Source organism: Desulfobacter sp., assembly GCA_028768525.1.
Classification (GTDB): domain Bacteria; phylum Desulfobacterota; class Desulfobacteria; order Desulfobacterales; family Desulfobacteraceae; genus Desulfobacter.
In genome coordinates this window covers 5430110-5452429 of the sequence record CP054837.1, presented here as the reverse complement: position 1 = coordinate 5452429, position 22320 = coordinate 5430110, and the positions used below count along the sequence as shown (strand labels likewise).

Here is a 22320-nt window from a genome sequence, read left to right as displayed (position 1 = left end):
TTATTCTTTTTGAACGCTATTCAGATTTTGGAGTTTCCTGGGCCGAACTCCCCCACCCGCTCAAACGGAACCGGTATTTATAGCCCAGTCCTTTCATGCACTGCCGGGCATGGTTCACTTCATCGACATAATCGGCCTGGTCCCTGACCAGTCGGGCATATTCCCTGGCCTGATTTTCACAATAGGCCTTGTCTTTAAGAAATTGTTCATGGGATTTTTCAGGGTGCTCGGCCGCATATCTGAGACACCCCGTAACAATCAGGCTCCCGGATGCAAGGATAACGACAGGTACAAAAATGCTTGCCAAAACGGCACTGAATTGTTTCATGGGACCTCCGTGGGGATTGACAACGGTTGGCTTTCTGTCGAAAGTCTATTTTACCTGCCGGATGAAGTCAAGACGGTATTTTCCGGGCCATTTTTGCACCAGGTATGGACAAATCCCCTGAAAAGATGTATTTACCTTTCCGTCTCTTCTCCACAAACTAAAAAAATATTGACAAATTAAAGATATAATTATAGAATTCAGAGTTTTTTAGACTTGATAAAAAGTATTGAGATAATAAAGGAGAGTTTAAACATGTACGCAGTAATCAGAACCGGCGGAAAACAATACAAGGTTCATGAAGACCAGGTACTGAGAGTTGAGAAGCTGGAAGGATCCGAAGGGTCTGAGATTGAATTCAACGACATCCTCATGTACTCCGACGGAGAAACCGTTACCCTGGGCGCCCCCCAGGTTGAAAATGCAGTAGTAAAGGCCCACATCATCGAGCAGGGCAAGGGTAAAAAACAACTGGTTTTCAAATACAAACGGCGCAAAGGTTACCGGAAGATGAGAGGCCACAGACAGCATTATACTGAAATCAAGATCGCTTCCATTTCAGCATAAGGTCTTTTAAAGGCATTATTAAGGTTTAACCTAAAAAGATATAAAGAGAGTAAGACATGTCACATAAGAAAGCAGCAGGCAGTTCCAAGAACGGTCGGGATTCAAACGCGCAGCGGCGCGGTGTTAAAAAATTCGGCGGAGAAAAAGTCACCGCCGGCAACATCATCATCAGACAGTGCGGTACCAAGATCCATCCGGGCAACAATGTGGGTATGGGCAAAGACTATACCATTTTTGCCAAAATGGATGGTGTCGTTACTTTTGAAAGAAAAGGCCGCGACAGAAAAAAAGTCAGCGTTTATGAAGCGTGAAATTTGTAGATGAAGCAATTGTCACCATCAAGTCCGGGGACGGCGGTGCCGGATGTACCAGCTTCCGCAGGGAGCGGTTCATTGAAAAAGGCGGACCTGATGGAGGAGATGGCGGCGATGGGGGGAACGTCATTCTCCGGGTAGACCCGGGAATGCGTACCCTGTTTGAGTATCGCCGCCAAAAGCTCCATAAGGCCAAGAACGGAGCACCCGGCCTCGGCCGCCAGAAACACGGCAGAAACGGCGCTCACTGCTATCTTGAACTTCCCCAGGGAACCCTTGTATCCAATGCAGAAACCGGGGATTCCCTTGTAGATCTCACCGATATCGACAGCGAGTTCATCATTGCCCGGGGCGGCATGGGAGGCCGTGGAAACAAACGGTTCGCCAGTGCCACCAACCGGGCGCCGCGGTATTCCCAACCCGGCCTTCCCGGAGAAGAACTGAAGATCCGCCTGGAGCTTAAACTGCTGGCGGATGTCGGCCTTGTGGGCCTGCCCAATGCCGGCAAATCCACATTGATTTCCGCCATGTCCGCCGCACGGCCCAAAATCGCCGACTATCCCTTCACCACACTCACCCCCACCATCGGCATGGTGGAAGCCCCATTCGGCGAACCCTTTGCGGTGGCCGACATTCCGGGGCTTATTGAGGGTGCCCACGAGGGAATCGGGCTGGGGATCAAATTCCTTAAGCACATTGAACGGACCGGTATCCTGGTCCATCTCATCGACGCAGGGGGAATTGACCCCGAAGATCCCCTGGTTGCCTATACCCTCATCAACAATGAATTGTCCATGTACTCCGACAGCCTGGCCGGCAAGACCCAGATTCTGGTCCTGAACAAGATAGACCTCACCGGAACGGACAACCGGGTCCAGGCCTTCAAGGCCGCCCTGCCCGACCGCAAGATCCTGACCATCTCGGCCGCCACCGGCGAAGGGGTAAGACAATTGGTCAGAATACTGGCTAAAAAGCTGCTCAAAGAACAGGCGAACAGCCAAACCGAAGATAAAAAAACAATACAAGATTAGGCCGGCCATGGATGCAGGACTTTTTGGAGGGACATTCAATCCGCTTCACAATGGTCATCTTGACATTGCCCAGTATGTAAAAGACCATTGCGGCCTGGACAGAATTTTCCTCTATCCCTCCTCTGTCCCGCCCCATAAATCCCAGGCCGGCCTGGCTCCGGCCCGGGACCGGATGAAAATGGTGACAGAGGCGGCAGCACCGCGGCAGGGATTTTTTGCCTCCGATATTGAGTTGCACCGACGGGGTCCGTCATTTACCATTGACACCATACACGAATTCCAAAAGGCATGGGGCAAGGAGATCAGGTTTCACCTTCTCATGGGCTCCGATGCCTTTTTCGACATCACCACCTGGAAACAGAATGACAAAATTTTCAAAACCGTTCCCATCATTGTCATGATCAGGGGGGAGAAAAGAGATGTCGCACCGTTTGCCTCCTATATTGACGAACGGATTTCAAAAGGCTACAAGTTAGAAGAAGACAATATTTTTATTCATGATTTTTTAAAACCCATCCGCATCTGCAACGTACCCAGGATCGATATTTCCTCCACCCAGATCCGGAACCGGGTTAAGCGGGGAGAGTCCATCACGGGACTGGTCCCGGAACATGTAGAGACACTCATCAGAACAAAGGATTTATACAGATGACATCCCTGACCCAGGAATACCGCCCCTATATTGAAGCCATCTTCGGCAGAAAACCCAAAAGCGTCACCGCCCTCCACGTAGAGGACCTCACCTCCTACACGGATATGGTGGTGGTGGTGGAAGCCGGTTCCCGGCGCCAGGTCACCTCCCTGGCCGAACATATGATAAAAACCCTGAAGGGCAATAAGATAAAAGCCCTGGGGGCTGAAGGGGTAAAAGAGGGGGAATGGGCCCTGCTGGACTACGGCCATATCATTGTCCATGTCTTCGAGTCCGGGGCAAAGGATTTTTATGACCTTGAAGGCCTGTGGAGCGATGCCCCCAGGGTGGATTTGGAAGAATTCGGCCCCCTGGCCCCCGAAGAAGATGACGAGGACGACGATGACTTCTAACCCCTCCCCGGTCAATATACTCATGATCCTGGACGGATGGGGGATCAATCCTTCCGATAAAGGCAATGCAGTGGCAGCCGCCCAGACCCCTTCTCTGGACCGGCTGGCAGCCGATTTCCCCCATTGCCGCCTGAACTGTTCCGGCCCGGATGTGGGCCTGCCTCCCGGGACCATGGGGAATTCCGAAGTGGGCCATATGAACATCGGTGCCGGGCGCATGGTGCCCCAGGACTTCGTCCGGATCAATACAGCCATTGAAGACAAGCACTTCTTTGACAACCCGGAACTGAAGGGAGCCATGGAAGCCGCCGTGTCCCGGGACTCGGCCCTCCATCTCATGGGCCTGCTTTCCGACGGCGGTGTCCATTCCCACATCACCCATCTTTTTGCCCTTTTGGAAATGGCCAAGGCCCAGGGGGTAAAAACGCTCTATATCCATCCCATCATGGACGGCCGGGATACCTCCCCCACCTCTGGCATCACCTTTATCCGGCAGCTTCAGGATAAAATCAAGGCCCTCGGCCTGGGCACCATCGCCACACTCACGGGGCGGTACTGGGCCATGGACAGGGACACCCGCTGGGACAGGGTCCAGAAAGCCTATGACCTGTACACCCGGGGAACCGGGCATACCCAGGAAGGCCTGACGGCTGAAGCCGCCATGCAGGCCGCCTACGACAGGGGGGAAACCGATGAATTTATCAAACCGGTATTCCTGGGGCAAGGGGAACAGGGTGTTATCCGGGATCAGGATGTGATGGTCTTCTTCAACTTCCGGGCCGACCGGGCCAAGGAGATCACCCGGGCCTTTACCGAAACGGAATTTAAGGGATTCAACCGGGGAATACCATTGGCCCTCTCCGCCTTTGTCGGTATGACTCAATACGATGCGACCTTCGGCCTGCCTGCGGCCTTTGGCCCACAGCACCTGGATAATATCCTCGGGGAAGTGCTCAGCCGAAATGGCATTCCCCAGCTGCGCATTGCAGAGACTGAAAAATACGCCCATGTCACCTATTTTTTCAACGGAGGCGATGAGGCTGTTTTCGAAGGGGAAGAACGGATTCTCATTCCCTCACCCAGGGATGTGGCCACCTACGATGAAAAACCTGAGATGAGCGCCGAATCCGTCGCCGCCGCCGCCTGCGAACAAATTGAATCCGGCAGGTTTCAATTCATTGTACTCAACTTTGCCAACATGGACATGGTGGGCCATACCGGCATTTTCGACGCGGCTGTCAGGGCCTGCGAAACCGTGGACAGGTGCGTTGAACAGGTGGTAAACGCCATCTGGAAGACCGGCGGCACCGCCTTTATCACCGCAGACCACGGCAACTCGGAACAGATGCTGGCCCCGGACGGCTCTCCGCACACCGCCCATACCCTGAACCAGGTCAGATTTATCCTGGCAGGACACCGGTTCAAGAACAGCGGCATCAGGGACGGCCGGCTCGGAGACATCGCCCCCACCATCCTCAAAGCCACTGGACTGGACCAGCCCGCCGAGATGACAGGAAAAAGCCTGATTACAACAGACCGCTGAATAAAAGAGAAAATATTATGCTTGACCAGATCACCGACTACATCACCGGACGCGAAATCGACAATGTGGGCGCAGAAGCCAGCCGCCAGATTTTTGAAAAATTTTTAGTGGAAGCCAAGGGGTTTGCCAAAGAAGAGGTCCGGGTGGATGTCCCCCTGACGGTTAAATTCAAAGGCGAAGACTACCATTCGGTTATAGACCTGATTGTATCGGTGGATAACCGTCCCGTCATGGCCGCAACCTGCGTTGCCGGCTCCATCGGCTCCTATGAGAGGGAAATTTTGGCCGGTGCCCGGCTGGTGGAGAAATACCTTGTCCCCCTTGCCGTTTCCACGGACGGCAGAGATGCGGTTGTCATGGATACCGTCACCGGCGAGACCAGGGGGACTGGCCTTGATGCCATTCCCTCAAGGCAGGCCGCAGAACAACTATTGAACGCCACCGAAAACACCCCTCTGGCTCCGGCCAAACGGGAAGGAGAAATGATTATCTACCGTTCCTTCAACCTCGAAAAAATCAATAAATAATAAAAAAGGCCTCAGCGGCAAATTAAATTTGCCGCTGAGGCCCTTCAACAGCTTTTATGCGTTAGCATATTGGGCCCGGGTAATTAAGCCCTGCTGACCTCTTTATTGCAGTGCTTGCAGACCTTTGCCCGTTTTTTGATGATTTCGGCGCAATAGGGACATTCCCGTGTAAAGTGGCGCTCATGGAGCTGGTCAACCGCCTTTGCCACCGCCTCTTTGAGAACCGGTGTGGGGAAATTATGGTTGAGCAGGTTCTCTGTGGCCTCGGGCCCGCCAAGTTCGCCGACCATATCAACCGCCTTGAGCCGAGCCTTGGGCGGGATATTTGGATCCAGGCAGATCTTGAGAATCTCGTCCCAGTCCTTGTTTATATAATAATCCGTGAGCAGAGAAAAGGTCTGTTTCATCAGCTCTTTCTGCGCTTCCTGCTGAATCAGTGCCGCATCATCCAGCTTGGACCCGGTGGCACCGATGGGACTGAAAACAGGCATGTATTCAAAATTTTTGGCGCCGGGCTCACAATAACACCGGTAGGAAGCAGGTGCTTCCATGGTATCCATGAGATGTTCCCAGCCCCCTTTATAGGATGAACACTCATCGTTAAAGCAGACAAACAGATAGGGGGTCTGCCATCCCAATCCATCGGAAAAATTGATGGGAGGGACTTCCCAGAGGGTCATCTCCTGATTGCAGTCGGGGCAGACCGGCTTTTCCATTTTAATATATTTTTCCAGAAGTTCTTCTTTGGTTTCAAACGCCATTCTTCAACTCTCCTTTTGGTAATCCGCATGTTCAGTTTACCAAAGTAAGCACAGGGGGATGGATGTCAAATCCGTCCCCCTGTTCTTGTGTAATTATTTAATTTTCAGGACGTCGATTATTCTATGGTTGCAAGGACATCGTCCTTGGCAACGGAATCGCCGGAGCTGAAATTGATGGCGGTAATTTTGCCGCTGGCCGTTGCCGGCAGGGCGTTTTCCATTTTCATGGCTTCAATGACCACAACGGTATCGCCTTCGTTCACCGTATCGCCCACATTCTTTTCATATTTGATGACCATGCCGGGCATGGGGGCTTTCACCGGGGTGCCTGCACCGGATGCTGCGGCAGGGGCAGGTTTAGGGGCCTCTGCTTTAGGCGCCGGAGCCGGTGCGGCAGGCGCAGCAGGGGCGGCAGGCGCTGCTGGAGGCGCAGGCGCCACTGGTGCTGCCGGCGCTGCCGGTGCGGCAGGCACTTCAGCGGCCAGAGCGGCATAGGTAATCACAGGAGATCCGCCCACCTCATCAACACCGACCTCAAAGTATTCCCCTTCGACAAAGACGTTGAAGGTCCGGGCAAACTCGCTTTTTTCAGGCATATCACCCTGAGGCTCAATGAGTTTGCCGGCCTTGGCCTTTTTAATGATCTCATCCTGTTTTTTTACATCGTCCAGGGTGATGGGTCTAAGGGAATCAGGCACCTGTTCCTTGCCGTATTTTTGCATGAGATATTTCTTGCCGGTGACAGGAAAGAGGGTGTAAAGGACCAGGTCCTCATCATCCATGGCCAGATCGCCGATCTGTTCCCTGGCCTTTTCCAGTTCAGGTTCAAGCACTTCGGCCGGACGGCAGGTGATGGGTTCCTCTCCGCGGTCATATCCCTTGAGGGCTTTTTTCTGAACGTCCGCATCAATGGGTACGCTGGTTTTGCCGTAAAGGCCGTAACACAGATCCTTTACCTGGGCGGTGATCATCTTGTACCGCTCGTCATCCGTGTCAAAGAGCACGTTGTTCACGGTCTGGGTGCCCACGATCTGGCTGGTGGGGGTGACCAGGGGAATCTGGCCCAGTTCCTTTCTGACCCGGGGCAGCTCCTTGTAAACCGCGTCGATCTTATCGAGGGCGTCCATTTCACGGAGCTGATTCACCAGGTTGGAGAGCATGCCGCCCGGGGTCTGGTGCAGCAGCACGTTGATATCGATCATTGAAACCTTGGTGTCGTCCAACAGGTGTTTGTATTTGGGCATGACATCCTTTTCCAGGGTGTCGTTGATGGCAGCCAGGCGCTTGATGTCAAAGCCGGTATCCCGGTTGGTTCCCAGGAGGCTCATGACCAGGGGTTCCAGGGCGGCATGGGAGGTCCTGTAGGCATAGGGGCTCATGCAGGTATCAATGATATCAACACCGGCTTCCACGGCCTTGAAATGGGTCATGGGAGACATGCCGGAGGTAAAATGGGAGTGCAGGTGGATCAGGGGTTTTACCTTGGCCTTCAGGGCCTTGACCAGGTCATAGGCATCGTAGGGGGACATGAGGCCGGCCATATCCTTGATGCAGATGGAGTCGGCGCCCATGGCCTCAAGTTCCTGGGCTTTTTTCACGTAGTATTCCAGGTTGTATACATCTCCGCCCAGGCGGGGTTCTGTCAGAGTATAACAGATGCAGCCCTGGAAATGGGCGCCGCATTCCTTGATCACGGGCACCACGGTCTCAAAGTTCCGGTAATCGTTGAGGGCGTCAAAGGTTCTGAATACTTCCAGGCCGTTGTCCACGGTCTTTTTCACAAAAAGCTTGGCCACATCATCGGCATAGTTCCGGTAGCCCACCAGGTTCTGGCCCCGAAGCAGCATGGAAAAGGGGGTCTTTTTGAAATAGCGTTTCAGGGTCCGCAGCCGCTCCCAGGGATCTTCCCCCAGGAACCTGTGCATGGTATCAAAGGTGGCGCCGCCCCAGACTTCCACGGCCCAGAACCCGACTTCATCCATCTGCTCGGCCACGGGGATCATGTCCTCGGTGCGGCCCCGGGTGGCAAACAGGGACTGGTGCCCGTCCCTCAGTGACAGGTCTTCGATTTTCAGGGGATTGGCCGCCTTGGGACGGTCTGCGGCGTAGTTCATCTCAACCATTTTTACTTCGTTGTGTTCGCTCATAGTGTCCTCTCTTATATAAACTATTTTTTTGTCTTTATTTAAACATTCTAAGCTGCATCATATTGCCGGCATTCATAATGGCCTGGCGGCCGGCAAGCCCCCAGACATTGATATTGGCCACGGGTTGCGGCCCGGCAGGCTCGGGAACAGGATCGGCGGGGGCAGGCATTGAAGCGGCAGCCGCCTCTTCCCCGGTTCTGATATACATGTATACGGCCGCCATGGCCGCAGCCAGTTTCTTGTTATCCATAAGTAAATTCTCCTGAGGTTAAACCGGGATATTTCCGTGTTTCTTGGCCGGGCGCAGTTCACGCTTGGTGGACAGGGCTTCCAGGGCGTCAATCAGACGGGGGCGGGTTTCAGACGGTACAATGACCGAATCCACATACCCCCTGGCGGCCGCGCAATAGGGATTGGAAAAAAGCTCGTTGTATTCGGAAATCTTCTCCTTGCGGGTGGTCGCGGGATCTTCCGCTGCCTTTATCTCACGGGCATGGATGATATTTGCCGCCCCCTCGGCGCCCATTACGGCGATCTCAGCGGAGGGCCAGGCAAAGGCCATATCCGCCCCCAGGTGCTTGGAGCACATGGCAAGGTAAGATCCGCCGTAATCCTTCCGGGTGATGAGCAGGAGCTTGGGCACGGTGGCTTCGGAGTAGCACCAGAGCAGTTTGGCCCCGTGGCGGATGATACCGCCCCACTCCTGGTTGGAACCGGGCAGGTACCCGGGAACGTCGGCAATGGTGAGCATGGGAATATTAAAGGCGTCACAGAACCGGATAAACCGGGTGGCCTTGTCCGAGGCGTCAATATCCAGGCAGCCGGCCATGACATTGGGCTGGTTGGCGATGATGCCGATGGTGCGGCCGTTGAGCCGTGCAAAGCAGATAAGGATATTCTTTGCAAAATATTCATGGGGCTCAAAGTACTCCCCGTTGTCAACAATGGAGGCAATCACGTTTTTCATATCATAGCCCTGGTTGGGGCTGTCCGGGATGATGGTATCAAGGGCCGGGTCCATGCGGCCGGGAGAGTCCCCGGTATCCACGATGGGGGGATCTTCCATGTTGTTGGCCGGCAGGTAGGAAAGGAGCTGCTTGATCCGGTTGATGCAGTCTTCGTCAGACTCGCAGGCAAACTGGGCCACGCCTGATTTTTCATTGTGGGCCATGGCGCCGCCCAGGTCTTCAAAGGAAATTTCCTCACCGGTGACCGCCTTGATGACGTTGGGGCCGGTGATGAACATATAGGAGGTATTCTTGACCATGAAAATGAAATCGGTCATGGCCGGGGAGTAGACCGCGCCGCCGGCCGTGGGGCCCATGATGGCGGAAATCTGGGGGATCACTCCGGAAGCCGCTGAATTTCTAAAAAAGATCTCACCGTATCCGGACAGGGCGTCGATGCCCTCCTGGATCCGGGCGCCGCCGGAGTCGTTCATCCCGATGATGGGGGCGCCGGCCTTCATGGCCAGGTCCATGACCTTGCAGATTTTCTTGGCCTGCATCTCCCCCATGGAACCGGCACGGGCCGTAAAATCCTGGGCATAGGCAAAAACCGTACGCCCGTCAACCCGGCCGTAACCGGTGACCACGCCATCCGCCGGAATTTCCTTGGTTTCCATGCCGAAATTGGTGCACCGATGGGTGACGAACATATCCACTTCCCTGAAAGTGCCGGCGTCAAAGAGCAGGTCCAGGCGCTCCCTGGCATTGAGCACGCCCTTCTCACGCCGCTTGGCCAGGGCTTTTTCACCGCCCATGCCCTTGAGTTTTTCTTTTCTCTGCTTCAAATCCTGGATCTTGTCAGAAATGACTCCCATAATTCAATCCCTTCCTTATATTTTTACAGGTCTACTTTAGTATTTTTAAAATCAGGTTTTACAAAATCAATCATCTAGGATAAACCGCCAGGCACAGAACCAGTCCTCGGGGTGGGCGTCGGGGGGACACCCGATGCATTCGGTTCGTATCCGCGGGTCTACGGCCCGGGCAAAATAGGTATATTCCACAAGTCCGGCCGACTTGCAGGGGTAATCATCAAGCCCTTTTCTCAGCCGTGCCTGCTGGACCCGGCATTCACTCATCTCAAATACAAAACTTTTCGGTCCTTCGTCAACCATTGTCTGCCGGTTTATAAAGGCATACATTCTGAAATTCAACGCTTTTTTCAATCCCTCCAGGCCGGGACGCTCCCCCAGGCCCAGGATATTTTTTATGGCATGGGCCTCGTAGGGGGAAAATCTCGTCCAGCAGGAATCGTTGCACCGCTTGGCATCGTTCATGCCGTGGTCGAATTCCACCGCCTGAAACCAGACCCCGTCATTGGCCAGCCAGGATTTGGCCACGGCCGGCAACAGCGTTTCCAGGGTGTTGTCATCCAGCTGTGCCAGGGCTTTGGGCATCCCGTTTTCAAGTTCAAACCCAAGGGCGCCGGATAAATGCTTCATGGCAATGCCCAAACTGTTCTTGGTGGCCTTGTCCAGGGCGGACAGCGCCCTTTCCATCCCCAACTGGTGCTGGACCTCATTAAACCACAGGCCGTAATGCACGATGATGCGGGTGAGCATGTCAACCACCAGGGCCTGTTTTTCGTCCCGGTTCAAATCCTGCGCACTACAAGATTCCTGATCAGTGAACGGAGCATCTGCCATGGAGAAACCTCCCTATGTTTGGATTGTCCCTGACGGGTAATTTTCCTACCTAATCAAGCCCCCGTCCAATTGTCAAGCGCCTTGTGCATATCTTTTTCCCTCCTGCGGCAATTACCGGAACCTGCCGGAGTCACAGGAAAAACCGTTGGGCCCAAAAAACACGATTCACCTTTACGCTTTTCGTTTAATGCGATTTTGCGTATCCGGCATATGTATCATATATATCAGACCGGGACAGACTGTTACCCCACCATCCTCCGGGCCTTTTACGATATTTTTACCTGACCGCCCGACCCGGCCCAAAAAAATTGATCAATTCCCATAAGTATTGTATGTAAATGATCAATAATAATAACCGAACCACGACGTGACGGAGGCATTCTATGGCAGCATATCTCGGAGCACTGGACCAGGGCACCACCAGTACGCGCTTTATCATATTCGACAAGAACGGGGCCATCATCGGCCTGGACCAGATGGAACACGACCAGATCCTGCCCAGACCCGGCTGGGTGGAACACGACGGACGGCAAATCTGGAAAAATACCCAGACCGTGATCCGGGGCGCCCTGGAAAAAGCAGGCATTACCGGAAAGGACCTGGCGGCCATCGGTATTACCAACCAGCGGGAAACCGTTGTGGCCTGGAACAAAAACACGGGAGACCCCCTGTACAATGCCATTGTCTGGCAGTGCACCCGGTCGGATAAAATCTGCCGGGAACTGGACAGGGCCCACGGCAAGGATGCCTTCCGCCAGACCACCGGCCTGCCCACAGCCACTTATTTTTCAGGCCCCAAAATCAAATGGATGATCGATAATGTTCCCGAGGTCAAGGCGGCTGTTGACAAGGGAGAGGCCTGTTTCGGCACCATGGACACCTGGGTGACCTGGAATCTTACCGGCGGCCCGGGCAAGGGGTCCTATGTCACGGACGTGACCAACGCCTCCCGGACCCTGCTCATGGACCTGAAAACCCTGGCCTGGGACCGGGATATCCTTAAGACATTCGGAATCCCGGAAACCTGTCTGCCCAGAATCGTCCCCTCTTCCGACCCGCAGGCATACGGCAGAACCGAATACAGCGGCCCCCTGAACACGGAGGTTCCCATCGGCGGGGCCCTGGGGGACCAGCAGGCCGCCCTTTTCGGCCAGACCTGTTTTGCCCCCGGAGAAGCTAAAAACACCTACGGCACCGGCTGTTTCCTTCTGTTCAACACCGGCAGCGATATCCGTTTCTCCCAGAACGGCCTGCTCACCACCCTGGGATACCAGATCGGGGACCAGGCACCGGTGTATGCCCTGGAGGGCTCCATCGCCTATGCAGGGGCGCTGGTGCAGTGGGTCAGGGACAACCTGGGGCTGATCAAGGAGGCCCCGGAGATAGAAGCCCTGGCCAACACGGTTGAAGACAACGGGGATGTGTATTTTGTACCGGCCTTTTCGGGACTCTTTGCCCCCTACTGGCAGTCCGATGCCCGGGGCGTCATCGCAGGGCTCACCCAGTTTGCCAACCGGGGACACATTGCCCGGGCCGTCCTGGAAGCGTCGGCCTTTCAGACCCGGGACATTGTGGAAGCCATTATCCAGGACCTGGGGGATGAACTGGATCTCAAATCCTTAAAGGTGGACGGCGGCATGGTGGCCAACAACACCCTGATGCAGTTCCAGGCCGATATTCTGAATACGGCCGTGACCCGGCCCAAGGTGGCGGAGACCACCGCCCTGGGCGCAGCCTATGCCGCAGGGCTTGCCGTGGGATTCTGGCCTGACACCGATGCCCTCAAGGAAAACTGGCATGTTCATACCACCTGGGAACCGGGCATGGCCGAAGAAAAAAGAGATAAATTCTACAAAGGATGGAAAAAGGCCGTGGACCGGACCTTTTCCTGGAAAGACGAAGATTAAACGTACAGACGGCAAAACAGCCGCTGCCCTCAAAGGCGGGCAGCGGCTGTTTTGTGTCCTGGAGTATCAGCCCTGGAGCCAGGACTTTATTTCGTCTTTCTTGGGCACCTTGCCCGAACATTTCACCTCCCCGTCAACAATCACCGAAGGGGTGCCGAACACCCCGTAGGAGGCGATCTGCATCATATCCGTCACTTTTTCCACATCTGCATCCGCCCCGAGTTCAGCCACCACTTCCCGGACCAGTTTATCGGTTTTCTTGCATTTGGCACAGCCCGGTCCCAGTACTTTTATTTCCATTATCCTGTCTCCTGAATCATAAAATCATATTAAACAAATAGCCGACCAATAAAATGCCGCAGGCCACCACAGCGATAAACACGCCGATGAGCCTGGGCTTGAGCACCTTGCGCAGGATCACCATCTCCGGCAGGGAAAGGGCGATCACACTCATCATGAATGCCAGGACGGATCCCAGGGCCGCCCCCTTGCCCAGCAGGGCCTCCACCACGGGGATGACCCCGGCGGCATTGGAATACATGGGCACCCCGATGAGTACTGAAAGGGGCACGGACCACCAGGCCCCCTTGCCCATGACCGATGCCATGACACCTTCGGGCACAAACCCGTGGATGCCGGCCCCCACGGCAATGCCCAGGATCACAAAAATCCAGACCCGGCCGATGATCTCTTTTACCGCATCCCATCCATATACCATGCGGTCCTTCCAGCTCATCTTTTCCTCTTCCATTTCCACGGCAGCGGCAGTGGCCTGGGTGACCCAGTCTTCAATATGGCCTTCCAGCTTCATCCGGCCGATGACCCATCCGGCGGTTACAGCCACAAAGAGCCCGGTTCCCATGTAAATGGCCGCCACCTTCCAGCCCAGCAAACCGTACAGCAGTCCCACGGCGATCTCATTGACCATGGGCGCGGCAATCAAAAAGGAAAAAGTCACCCCCAGGGGGACCCCTGCCGTGACAAACCCGATGAACAGTGGCACGGCGGAACATGAACAAAAGGGGGTGACAATCCCGAGCAGGGCCGCCAGCACATTGCCGGCAAATTCACTTTTACCGGAAAGAAAAGCCCGGGTCTTCTCCGGTGTAAAAAAGCTTCGGATGATCCCCACCCCGAACACCACCAGAACCAGCAGCATCATCACCTTAGGGGTATCGTAAAGGAAAAACTCGATGGAATCCCCAAGATGGGATCCCCGGTCAATGGGCAGAAGACTGTAGGTCAGCCATTTGGACAAGGCAGGCAGCTGTCTGTATACCAGCCACCACAGGGCCATACCTGCGGCGCCTGTGAGCAGATAACGCCCCAGATGTTCTTTTTTCCTTCCCATGGCCTCGGGAACGGCTTGTGTACTCATTATGAATTACCTCATGTTAGATGTTTTATTTTCCCACAATATCGTGGCGGTCGATTCCGGGCAGGGCCTCGTTGAGGGCCCGGATATCAGGATCATCATCCAGCCAGTTTTTGAGCTGCCCGATGAGATTGGCGGAATATTGCGATCCGCTCCCGTCGGCCAGGGAATAATTCACCCATAGTCCATCCTTGAATCCCCGGACCAGATCGGCATCCTCCAGAAGTTTAAGGTGTTTGCTGGCCGTGGGCTGGGCAATCCCTAACGCTTCCTTGATCTCACAGACACACAATGGGCGGACCTGGAGCATTTTCATTATTTTCACCCGGTTGGGATCGGACAAGGCTTTCATCACCCTGATAAATGTTTTCATATGATTCCCATCTCTTATGTTGATCCACGCTTACCATATAGCTAAAATGGAATATAGCGATTCATGAATATAATGTCAACATCCCCATCCAATAAAATTTCCCTTGACAATAAATAATTGGCGGGTTGTATTAAGGACATATTTTTGACGCGACCTAAAACAACCTGGGCAAAAATGGTATGACTAAAAGAATCAGCATCGGCTGCATCGGTCCCTCGGATTCGCTGGATCTCATAAAAGAGGTGGCCGCCCGGTATTTTCCCGGAATCACGCTGACCCCCTATGTGGAAGAAGAGATATCCATGGCTTTCAGGCCCCTTGACAAATGCCAGAATGAAAACCAGGGCATTTTGTTTTCCGGCATCGGCGTGCAAGTATCAGCCATGGCCAGGGGCGGTGTCCACCTCCCCTACGAGCATGTTCCCAGGGGCGGGTACAGCCTGCTCAGAACCCTGTGGGAGATGCTCAGCCATGACGGTTCTGTCAGCCGGATCAGCATTGATGTGGTGGAAGATGATATCATCAGGGACACCATCCGGGAGATGGGAATCCAACTCGACAAGATTCACTCCATGCCCTTTGCCCTGGCCCTTGAAGAAAAGGCATACCTGGACCGCCACAGGGAGTTATACCAAACAGGAAAAGCGGATGCACTGATCTCCGGTTTCGGGGCGGTTTACGACGGCCTGAAACAGGAAGGCCTGCCCGCATTCCGGCTCTACCCCAGCAGAATCCAGATCCGGGAGCGCCTGGACCGGCTCCTGGACAGAATCACCGCCAGGGACCTGAAATCCGCAGGCATCGCCGTACAGATCATCCGCCTGTCAGGGGTGAAGCGGGGCACCGGTTACGAATACGGCACCATGAAGACCCAGGGCAGATTCTACCTTGAACTTTTGGACTATGCCCGCTCCCTCCAGGGCAGCCTGTTCCACATGGGCAATGAATTCGTCATTTATTCGACACGGGGTGCCATCAGGACCCGGGTGCATACAGAACATTTCCAGACCCTTTTAAAATGGGGAGAAAAACGGCGGATCATCATCGCCTCGGGCATCGGCCTGGGCACAACGGCCTTTGAGGCTGAAAAATCCGCCCGGAAAGGCCTGGCCGAAGCAGTGGCCAAAAAGCAGAACTGTGTCTTTATGGTCAACCGGGAACAGATACAGGGGCCCCTTGGCACGGAAAAAGAACTGGCCTACTCCATGCAGGCATCGACGCCGAAAGACATTGACACGGCCGGGGAAATCGGTATCGCACCGGGGTATCTGGCCAAGATAAAGGCGCTTGTGGCCAAAACCGGCAGGGATACCTTTGACGCCCATGACCTGGCAGCCTGTTTGGATATCAGCCCCCGCAGCGCCCGGCGCATATTAAAAAAATTCACAGACGCCGGCTTTGGCCGCATTAAGGCAAAGGAAACCGCCGGCAGTGCAGGCCGGCCGAAAAATTTGATCCAGTTAAAGATATAACAGGTGGTGCGCAAGGGGCGCACCATTTAATTTTACCCAATTACGGTCATATTTATGACATGACCAAAAAAAATCAACCCCAATTTAAAGGAGAAACTCCATGTCCGACATCCCAGCCGCCCGTCCCCTGACGGAAGCGGAACTTCTCAACACCACAAACCGCATCCCCGTGTTTGCCAGACTCTTTCTGACGGTTCTGGTCATTGTCATGGTATCTGAAACCTTTGGCATCAAAAAGATCCCCATGGGTCCGGGTGCCGTCGTCCTGCTGCCCATGCTCTACGCTGTGATCATCGGCCTGCTCATCACCCCGGATCTGCTGGGGAAACCTTTGGCATTCCTGAAAAAAGCCGTGTCCAAGGATGAAATCGAGCTGGCCGGAGTCATGGTCATGATCTCCCTGCTGCCCCTGGGCGTGAAATACGGCACCCTTGTGGGGCCCAATATCGTTAAAATCATCCAGGCCGGCCCGGCTTTTCTCCTTCAGGAACTGGGTAATCTGGGCACCATTATTATCGCCCTGCCCATGGCCATGCTGCTGGGCATGAAACGGGAAGCCGTCGGGGCCACGGTCAGCATCTGCCGTGAACCCACCCTGGGGGTCATCGGCGAGCGCTACGGCATGAACTCCCCCGAGGGGACAGGGGTTCTTGGCACCTATATGATGGGCACGGTATTCGGCACTATTTTCTTCGGTCTGCTGGGCTCCTTTGCCACGGGTACAGGCCTCCACCCCTACGCCCTGGCCATGGCCTCGGGCATGGGATCCGGCTCCATGATGACAGCGGCCTCATCCTCCCTGTCCATGGCAGTTGATCCGGCAATGAAGGAGACCATCCTGGCCTATGCCGCCACCTCCAATATGCTCACCGGTGTCACCGGCATGTATTCGGTGATTTTCCTGGCCCTGCCTGCCACCAATTTCTTTTACAAAAAATTTGACGCCCTGAGAAACAGATAAGGAGGAGGACCCGATGGATATTGCAAAAACACTTAATCAGCTTAAAATGATGATCCTGGTGGGAATGATGATCCTGGCGGGACAGAAAATCGGCTTCGGCCTTTCCGTTGCCGAGGCCATCCCCGGTGTCATCCTTATTATTATCATTGCCATGCTCTCCCTGGTGATCAAGGACCTGACCCCCAAGCTCCAGTTTCCCGCCTTTGCCTGGGCCACCATGATCGCCCTGATTCTGAGCATGCCCTTCATGCCCACGGCCAAAATATTTTTGGATTATACGGGTAAGGTCCATTTTCTGGCCACCACCACCCCCATCCTGGCCTTTGCCGGCATCTCCGTGGGCAATAAAATCCAGGAACTGAAGCAAATTTCCTGGAAAATCGTTATTGTTGCCATGACCGTTTTCTGCGGTACATTTTTCGGTTCCGCCATCATTGCCCAGATTATACTCAAGTTCCAGGGGATCATTTAAATGGCAGCATCGAAAACCGACCTTAAAAATGAAGTCCTGAAAGCAACCGACCGGCTTGCCCCGGCCATCCTGGATGTCGGCGACTTTCTTTATACCCACCCGGAACTGGGATACAAGGAAACAAAGGCAACGGCCCATGTGGCCGGGCTTCTGGAAAAGGCCGGGTACACCGTTCAAAAAGAGATCGCCGTCACCGGGCTCACCGCCCGGCTTCCCGAAAAAAAACAGGGCCCCACACTGGCCCTGATGGGAGAACTGGATGCCATTGTCTGCAAGGACCACCCCCATGCCGGTCCCGGCGGTGCCGTCCATGCCTGCGGCCACCACATCCAGGCGGCAGTGATGGCCGGCGTGGCCATGGTGCTCAGGGAAATAAACGCCTTCCCGCAATTGGGAGGCAACCTTATTTTCATGGCTGTACCCGCCGAGGAATTCGTGGAAATGGAATTCAGGTCCCGGCTCAGGCAGGAGAGAAAGATCAGATGGTTCGGAGGGAAACAGGAACTGACCGCCAAAGGGGCCATGGACGATGTGGACATGGCCCTGATGATGCACGCCCTGAACCTGCCCCCGGGCAAAAAGGTCTTTTCTGCGTCTTCAGGCAATGGATTTATCGGAAAAACCATTAAATTCACAGGCAAGGAAGCCCATGCAGGATCCGACCCGGACAAAGGGGTCAATGCCCTGAATGCCGCCATGCTGGCCATAAACAACATCCATGCCCAGCGGGAAACCTTCAAGGATACAGACCGGGTCAGAATTCACCCCATTATCACCAAAGGCGGCGATGTGGTCAATGTGGTGCCTGCGGACGTCCGAATGGAAACCTATGTCAGAGCCGGAACCATCCAGGCGCTCAAGGCGGCCAATGCCAAAGCCGACCGGGCCCTGAAGGCCGGGGCGGCGGCCGTGGGGGCGGGAATTGAAATCCGGGACATCCCGGGCTACCTGCCCCTGGTCAACGACACGGGGCTGGAAACCATTTTCCAGGACAATATTGCCGCCCTGTGCCGGCCGGAAGAGACCATTCAGGGGGGAGATTTTTCAGGTTCTCTGGACTTTGGGGATATCTCCCATATCATGCCCGGGCTTCACCCCTTTTTCGGCGGAATTGAAGGCAGCCTTCATTCCAAGGAATTCCGGGTTGCCGATCATGATACCGCATTTTTGATTCCTGTCAAATCACTGGCCATGACCATCATTGACCTGTTGTGGGGGGATGCAAAGGCGGCCAGGCAGGTTCTTGAAAAATTCACCCCCCGGATGGATAAGCCAAGTTATCTGTCCTGGCTTGAAACCGTTGAAAAAGAAGAGATCATCGCTTTAAAATAATTCCAAACCAGGAGCGGCCCTGCGGGGCCGCCCCATCCATTTAGAACCGCCCTGCCCTCTTTGTATTACAAGGCCCTTTGCCGCATTATTTTTGCAAAGGCAGAATGATTTTCGAGACTTTAACCTAGTATGTATTGCTATGATTTCTTCCGCCGCCAACTGTCAATTCCGGTTCTTCTTGCATTTCGCGTCGCATGGAGATAAACTGGTGCCAAATTTCAACGGACGCATTCAGTTGGGATCACTTAACGTGAGGATCATGTTTCCATGGACCAGATCAATCCGCTGGAACAATACACCCATAAAGTATTAACCGTGGGCAACATTCAGGAACAAAGCAGGGATGTGGGACCGGTACTCCAAGGGCTGGGCATTGAATCTGTCCATGTTGACACGGCGGACCAGGCGGTCAGTACAATTGAAAAAGCGCCCAGGCCATTTTCCATCGTCATCTGCGACCAGCGCCTTGAGGGAATGACAGGCAGTGAACTGCTGGCCCATGTTAAAAAGAATACCCCGGAGACCATCCGGTTCCTTATCACCCGGTATTCAGACATGGAGACCATTATCAGTGCCGTGAATACCGGCGCCGTCCACCGCTATATCTCCATGCCCTGGAACGAGACCCAAATGGAAGATGCTGTCTCCTGGGGTACCCGCAGCTATGAGCACCATCTGGAAAGCAAAAAGCTATTTACCATGGCCAAGGCCCAGAACGGGAAATTATATGAGTTGAACTGCGAACTCGTTGAAGCCGCCAAGCGCAACGATACTGAGTCAAAAACCCTTGAAAGGGAAATCGCAGGACTGAAGGCCGCGCTCAGTGAAAAAAGTGCCAGCCGCCCCATGTCCCAGAAAAAAATTATCACCCTTATCCTCCATGCCATCCAGAATACCGACAAAGACCCCGGTGAAATGCTGAACGCCTTATACACCCAAAGCATTATGGATCTTTATTCCGCCTTCACCGACCTTGCGCTGCGCAACGGAATTGAAATGCCGGAACAGGCCCGCGGAGGTGCTGATGACTGATTCCGACCGGCCTAAAATTCTCATTCTTGAAGACAATGCCGCCACCAGCGACCGGGTCATGCAGATCCTTGAAGAGCGGGGCTGGGAAGCGGTCTGTGAGCATGTATCGAAATCGGCCCTGGAACGGCTTGAACAGGCAATGCCGGACTCCCCTTTCCATCTCCTTATCTCCAACTTCAGGCTGCCGAAAATGGAAGGGGATGACATCCTCAAACAGGCAAAAGCCATTTCGCCCATGACCCGGAGGGTGCTCACCGTTCCCTCTGACCAGCCAGATATGGTGATCCGGGCCATCAACAAGGCGGAAATCCATGCCTGCATCGTCACTCCGGCCACTGACCAGGAACTGGTGGACAGGGTAAAATGCTGCATTGAGGCATTTGACAAGGAAATGAAGCAAGAAAAGCTCCGCCGGGTGGTCACCCATCAGAACAAGCAGTTGTTCGTTATTGCCCAGCGGCTTAAAAAAAAGGCAAAAATCTGCAAAGAACGGATCAGTTCCCGGAAAAAAGAAAAACTCCGGCTCACCACGGTGCTGGCCGAGGCCAACAGACAGGAAAAGGATCCGGTGACCCTTGACCAGCGGATCAAGGCCCGGAACATTGAGATTGCCCCCGGCCCACTGAACCGGGATTTCCAGATTCTTTTTGAATTCATCCGGGTCTTGTTCGACCGCATTGCACGGCAGGCCGGGATAGCGTTCTCCCTTGAAGACCTACCGGCCATTCTCACTGAAAATGAGACCGCCACCACACCGGAAAATGAAAACGAAGCAGGGCAGCAGGAAGCAGACCCCACACGGGAAGAATTCGTCCGCCAGGTGCTCAGAACCACTTTTTCATCTCCGCTCACCCCGGCAATTGACACTTCGGATACCGAAGAGGCCCCTCCGGAGCAGCAAACCCTGGGGGACCTGGTGAGCACACGGATATCAGAAGACAGAGTTCGGGCCTTCATACGCCTGAAAGCTGAGCCTGTCCACCGGGAACTGCTCGACCTTGCCGACCTACTCAACCTGCTCCGCCAACGGCAGATCAGTTTCGGCATCATCGAAGACAGGGCCATTGAATCCTGGATGGCCGATGCCCTGCCCGGCCAGGATGAATTCATGATAGCCGAAGGGGCGGCCCCGGTGCTTCCTGTTGACGGAACTCTGACATATGAATTTCATACGGATTACACCAACCCCGGGAAAATCATGGAAGACGGCCGAATGGATTTCAGGGACAGGGGAGAAATCCCCTTTGTCGCCAAAGGAGATATTCTGGCCGTAAAAACCCCGGCCCAGGAAGGTGAGGAAGGCATGACCGTTACCGGTGAACCCATCACCGTGGACGAACCCGAGGATCCTGTCATGATTGCCGGAAGCGGAACAAAACTCTCCGAGGACGGCCTTACCGTCCATGCGGACCTGGACGGACAGCCCCACCTGGATCCCATGGGCGAGATCTCCATCAATCCGGAGCTGCCCGTAAAGGGGGATGTGGATTATAAAACCGGAAACATTGAATTCAACGGAAATATCGTGGTGGCAGGCACGGTAAAGGACGGATTCACCGTCAAAGGCGTGAGCCTCACGGCCAAAGAAATCCAGGGAGGCATCATCGACCTGTCGGGCGACCTTTGTGTCACCGACGGTATCACCGATGCCGATATTGTTTCCGTGGGCAATGTCTATGCCAAATTCATCAACAATTCAAAGGTGAACGCCTTTGGTAATGTAGTGGTACAAAAGGAAATCATTGACTCGGGCATTTTGCTATCCGGCGGTGTTGAAAATCCGACCGGCGTCATCATGTCATCCCAGATTACGGCCAAAGCAGGGGTGGATGGCGGCAGAATCGGCACAGATACATCCAAACCCTCCCGCCTGAAGGTGGGGGTCGACGACCACCTGGAAACACGAATCAAGGCGATTGATGACCAGCTTGACGCCTTGCGGAAACGTCAGGGAGATATCCGGGGTGAGATGAAGCGCATAGAAGAAGATGACCGTGAACTGTACAGCAAGATTATGGAAAAGGCCCAGGAACAGGAACAGCTTCAAGGACGGATCAATACCCTGAAAGCAAGTTTGGCCGACCTAAAACAGCAACAGGACCGGATGGGGCTGGACAGGGCCCTGAAGGATGTGAAAAAGCTTTCCGCATCCCTGAAAAGAACCGATGAGGAATTGACCGCCATATTCAATATCCAGGACAGCCATGCAAGGCAAATTGAAAAGTACAAGGCGACCATGGATGAGATCGAAACCGACAACAAAACCCTTGTCCTGAAAAAAAAGGGGCTCAGGGATTATTCAAAAAAAATGGAGTCACACCCCGCGGTAACCGTCAACAAAAGCATCACCCAGGAAACCGTGATCATGGGCCCCAACATTACCCTCACCCTGACCGAAGACCGCAAACGGTGCAGGATTCAGGAACAACAGATTGAAGAGGACGGGCTGCACCACTACCGGATGGAAATTTCGGAACTTTAGTC

At 54.3% G+C, this 22320-nt stretch carries 23 protein-coding genes; 14 read left to right on the top strand and 9 right to left on the bottom strand.

Annotation, left to right across the window (positions count from 1 at the left end):
- Positions 1 to 16 precede the first annotated feature (16 nt).
- Positions 17 to 328, bottom strand: coding sequence for a hypothetical protein (locus HUN04_23975; GenBank protein WDP92613.1), 312 nt, complete (start codon positions 326 to 328; stop codon positions 17 to 19).
- Positions 329 to 580: 252 nt separating this feature from the next.
- Between HUN04_23975 and rplU the strand changes: the two genes are divergently transcribed.
- The 7 genes from rplU to HUN04_23940 are packed head-to-tail and all read left to right on the top strand — an operon-like array spanning position 581 to position 5351.
- Positions 581 to 892, top strand: a complete 312-nt coding sequence (gene rplU, locus HUN04_23970; GenBank protein WDP92612.1) for a 50S ribosomal protein L21 — start codon at positions 581 to 583, stop codon at positions 890 to 892.
- Between the two features lie 56 nt (positions 893 to 948).
- Entirely contained in the window at positions 949 to 1203 is a 255-nt protein-coding gene (gene rpmA / locus HUN04_23965; GenBank protein WDP92611.1) for a 50S ribosomal protein L27, read from the top strand.
- A complete protein-coding gene (obgE, locus tag HUN04_23960; GenBank protein ID WDP92610.1) occupies positions 1200 to 2237 on the top strand; it encodes a GTPase ObgE in 1038 nt (345 codons plus the stop codon). Before rpmA ends, obgE begins: the two co-directional genes overlap by 4 nt.
- Before the next feature lie 7 nt (positions 2238 to 2244).
- The gene (nadD, locus tag HUN04_23955; protein ID WDP92609.1) at positions 2245 to 2889 is read left to right on the top strand and encodes a nicotinate (nicotinamide) nucleotide adenylyltransferase; all 645 of its coding nucleotides are present in this window, start codon (positions 2245 to 2247) and stop codon (positions 2887 to 2889) included.
- Positions 2886 to 3281 (top strand): ribosome silencing factor, encoded by a 396-nt coding sequence (gene rsfS / locus HUN04_23950; GenBank protein ID WDP92608.1) that lies wholly within the window; start codon positions 2886 to 2888, stop codon positions 3279 to 3281. Before nadD ends, rsfS begins: the two co-directional genes overlap by 4 nt.
- Complete coding sequence (locus tag HUN04_23945) at positions 3271 to 4824, top strand: 2,3-bisphosphoglycerate-independent phosphoglycerate mutase (GenBank protein WDP92607.1); 1554 nt, start codon at positions 3271 to 3273, stop codon at positions 4822 to 4824. Before rsfS ends, HUN04_23945 begins: the two co-directional genes overlap by 11 nt.
- Positions 4825 to 4841: 17 nt before the next feature.
- Positions 4842 to 5351: a type I restriction enzyme HsdR N-terminal domain-containing protein gene (locus HUN04_23940; GenBank protein ID WDP92606.1), complete on the top strand. Its 510-nt coding sequence runs from the start codon at positions 4842 to 4844 to the stop codon at positions 5349 to 5351.
- Between the two features lie 83 nt (positions 5352 to 5434).
- On the opposite strand, the gene HUN04_23935 is transcribed toward HUN04_23940, so the two are convergent.
- The 5 genes from HUN04_23935 to HUN04_23915 form a co-directional block, all read right to left on the bottom strand.
- A complete protein-coding gene (locus HUN04_23935; protein WDP92605.1) occupies positions 5435 to 6112 on the bottom strand; it encodes a zinc ribbon domain-containing protein in 678 nt (225 codons plus the stop codon).
- 116 nt (positions 6113 to 6228) lie between these two features.
- On the bottom strand, positions 6229 to 8259 hold the full coding sequence (locus HUN04_23930) for a pyruvate carboxylase subunit B (protein WDP92604.1): 2031 nt from the start codon (positions 8257 to 8259) through the stop codon (positions 6229 to 6231).
- 34 nt (positions 8260 to 8293) lie between these two features.
- Entirely contained in the window at positions 8294 to 8509 is a 216-nt protein-coding gene (locus HUN04_23925; protein WDP92603.1) for a hypothetical protein, read from the bottom strand.
- 18 nt (positions 8510 to 8527) lie between these two features.
- A complete protein-coding gene (locus tag HUN04_23920; protein WDP92602.1) occupies positions 8528 to 10081 on the bottom strand; it encodes a methylmalonyl-CoA carboxyltransferase in 1554 nt (517 codons plus the stop codon).
- Between the two features lie 66 nt (positions 10082 to 10147).
- Positions 10148 to 10912 (bottom strand): cytosolic protein, encoded by a 765-nt coding sequence (locus HUN04_23915; GenBank protein WDP92601.1) that lies wholly within the window; start codon positions 10910 to 10912, stop codon positions 10148 to 10150.
- Positions 10913 to 11295: 383 nt separating this feature from the next.
- Here HUN04_23915 and glpK point away from each other — a divergent pair, with 383 nt between their 5' ends.
- Positions 11296 to 12819 carry a glycerol kinase GlpK gene (glpK, locus tag HUN04_23910; GenBank protein ID WDP92600.1) on the top strand — a complete coding sequence of 508 codons (1524 nt, stop codon included), beginning with the start codon at positions 11296 to 11298 and terminating at the stop codon, positions 12817 to 12819.
- Positions 12820 to 12885: 66 nt separating this feature from the next.
- Here glpK and HUN04_23905 read toward each other — a convergent pair whose 3' ends face one another.
- From HUN04_23905 to HUN04_23895, 3 genes are read right to left on the bottom strand one after another with little or no spacing between them, the layout of a single operon-like run.
- Complete coding sequence (locus HUN04_23905) at positions 12886 to 13119, bottom strand: TM0996/MTH895 family glutaredoxin-like protein (GenBank protein WDP92599.1); 234 nt, start codon at positions 13117 to 13119, stop codon at positions 12886 to 12888.
- A 16-nt stretch (positions 13120 to 13135) separates the two neighbouring features.
- Positions 13136 to 14197, bottom strand: coding sequence for a permease (locus HUN04_23900; protein WDP92598.1), 1062 nt, complete (start codon positions 14195 to 14197; stop codon positions 13136 to 13138).
- Between the two features lie 25 nt (positions 14198 to 14222).
- The gene (locus tag HUN04_23895) at positions 14223 to 14567 is read right to left on the bottom strand and encodes a winged helix-turn-helix transcriptional regulator (GenBank protein ID WDP92597.1); all 345 of its coding nucleotides are present in this window, start codon (positions 14565 to 14567) and stop codon (positions 14223 to 14225) included.
- Between the two features lie 179 nt (positions 14568 to 14746).
- Here HUN04_23895 and HUN04_23890 point away from each other — a divergent pair, with 179 nt between their 5' ends.
- The 6 genes from HUN04_23890 to HUN04_23865 all read left to right on the top strand — a co-directional run bounded on the left by HUN04_23890 (position 14747) and on the right by HUN04_23865 (position 22318).
- Positions 14747 to 16039: a hypothetical protein gene (locus HUN04_23890; protein ID WDP92596.1), complete on the top strand. Its 1293-nt coding sequence runs from the start codon at positions 14747 to 14749 to the stop codon at positions 16037 to 16039.
- Positions 16040 to 16139: 100 nt separating this feature from the next.
- Positions 16140 to 17000, top strand: coding sequence for a DUF3100 domain-containing protein (locus tag HUN04_23885; protein WDP92595.1), 861 nt, complete (start codon positions 16140 to 16142; stop codon positions 16998 to 17000).
- A 13-nt stretch (positions 17001 to 17013) separates the two neighbouring features.
- Positions 17014 to 17472 (top strand): hypothetical protein, encoded by a 459-nt coding sequence (locus HUN04_23880; GenBank protein ID WDP92594.1) that lies wholly within the window; start codon positions 17014 to 17016, stop codon positions 17470 to 17472.
- On the top strand, positions 17473 to 18804 hold the full coding sequence (locus HUN04_23875; protein ID WDP92593.1) for an amidohydrolase: 1332 nt from the start codon (positions 17473 to 17475) through the stop codon (positions 18802 to 18804).
- 267 nt (positions 18805 to 19071) lie between these two features.
- Entirely contained in the window at positions 19072 to 19836 is a 765-nt protein-coding gene (locus HUN04_23870; protein WDP92592.1) for a response regulator, read from the top strand.
- Positions 19829 to 22318, top strand: coding sequence for a DUF342 domain-containing protein (locus HUN04_23865; GenBank protein ID WDP92591.1), 2490 nt, complete (start codon positions 19829 to 19831; stop codon positions 22316 to 22318). The genes HUN04_23870 and HUN04_23865 overlap by 8 nt, the downstream gene beginning before the upstream one ends.
- Positions 22319 to 22320: the final 2 nt, after the last annotated feature.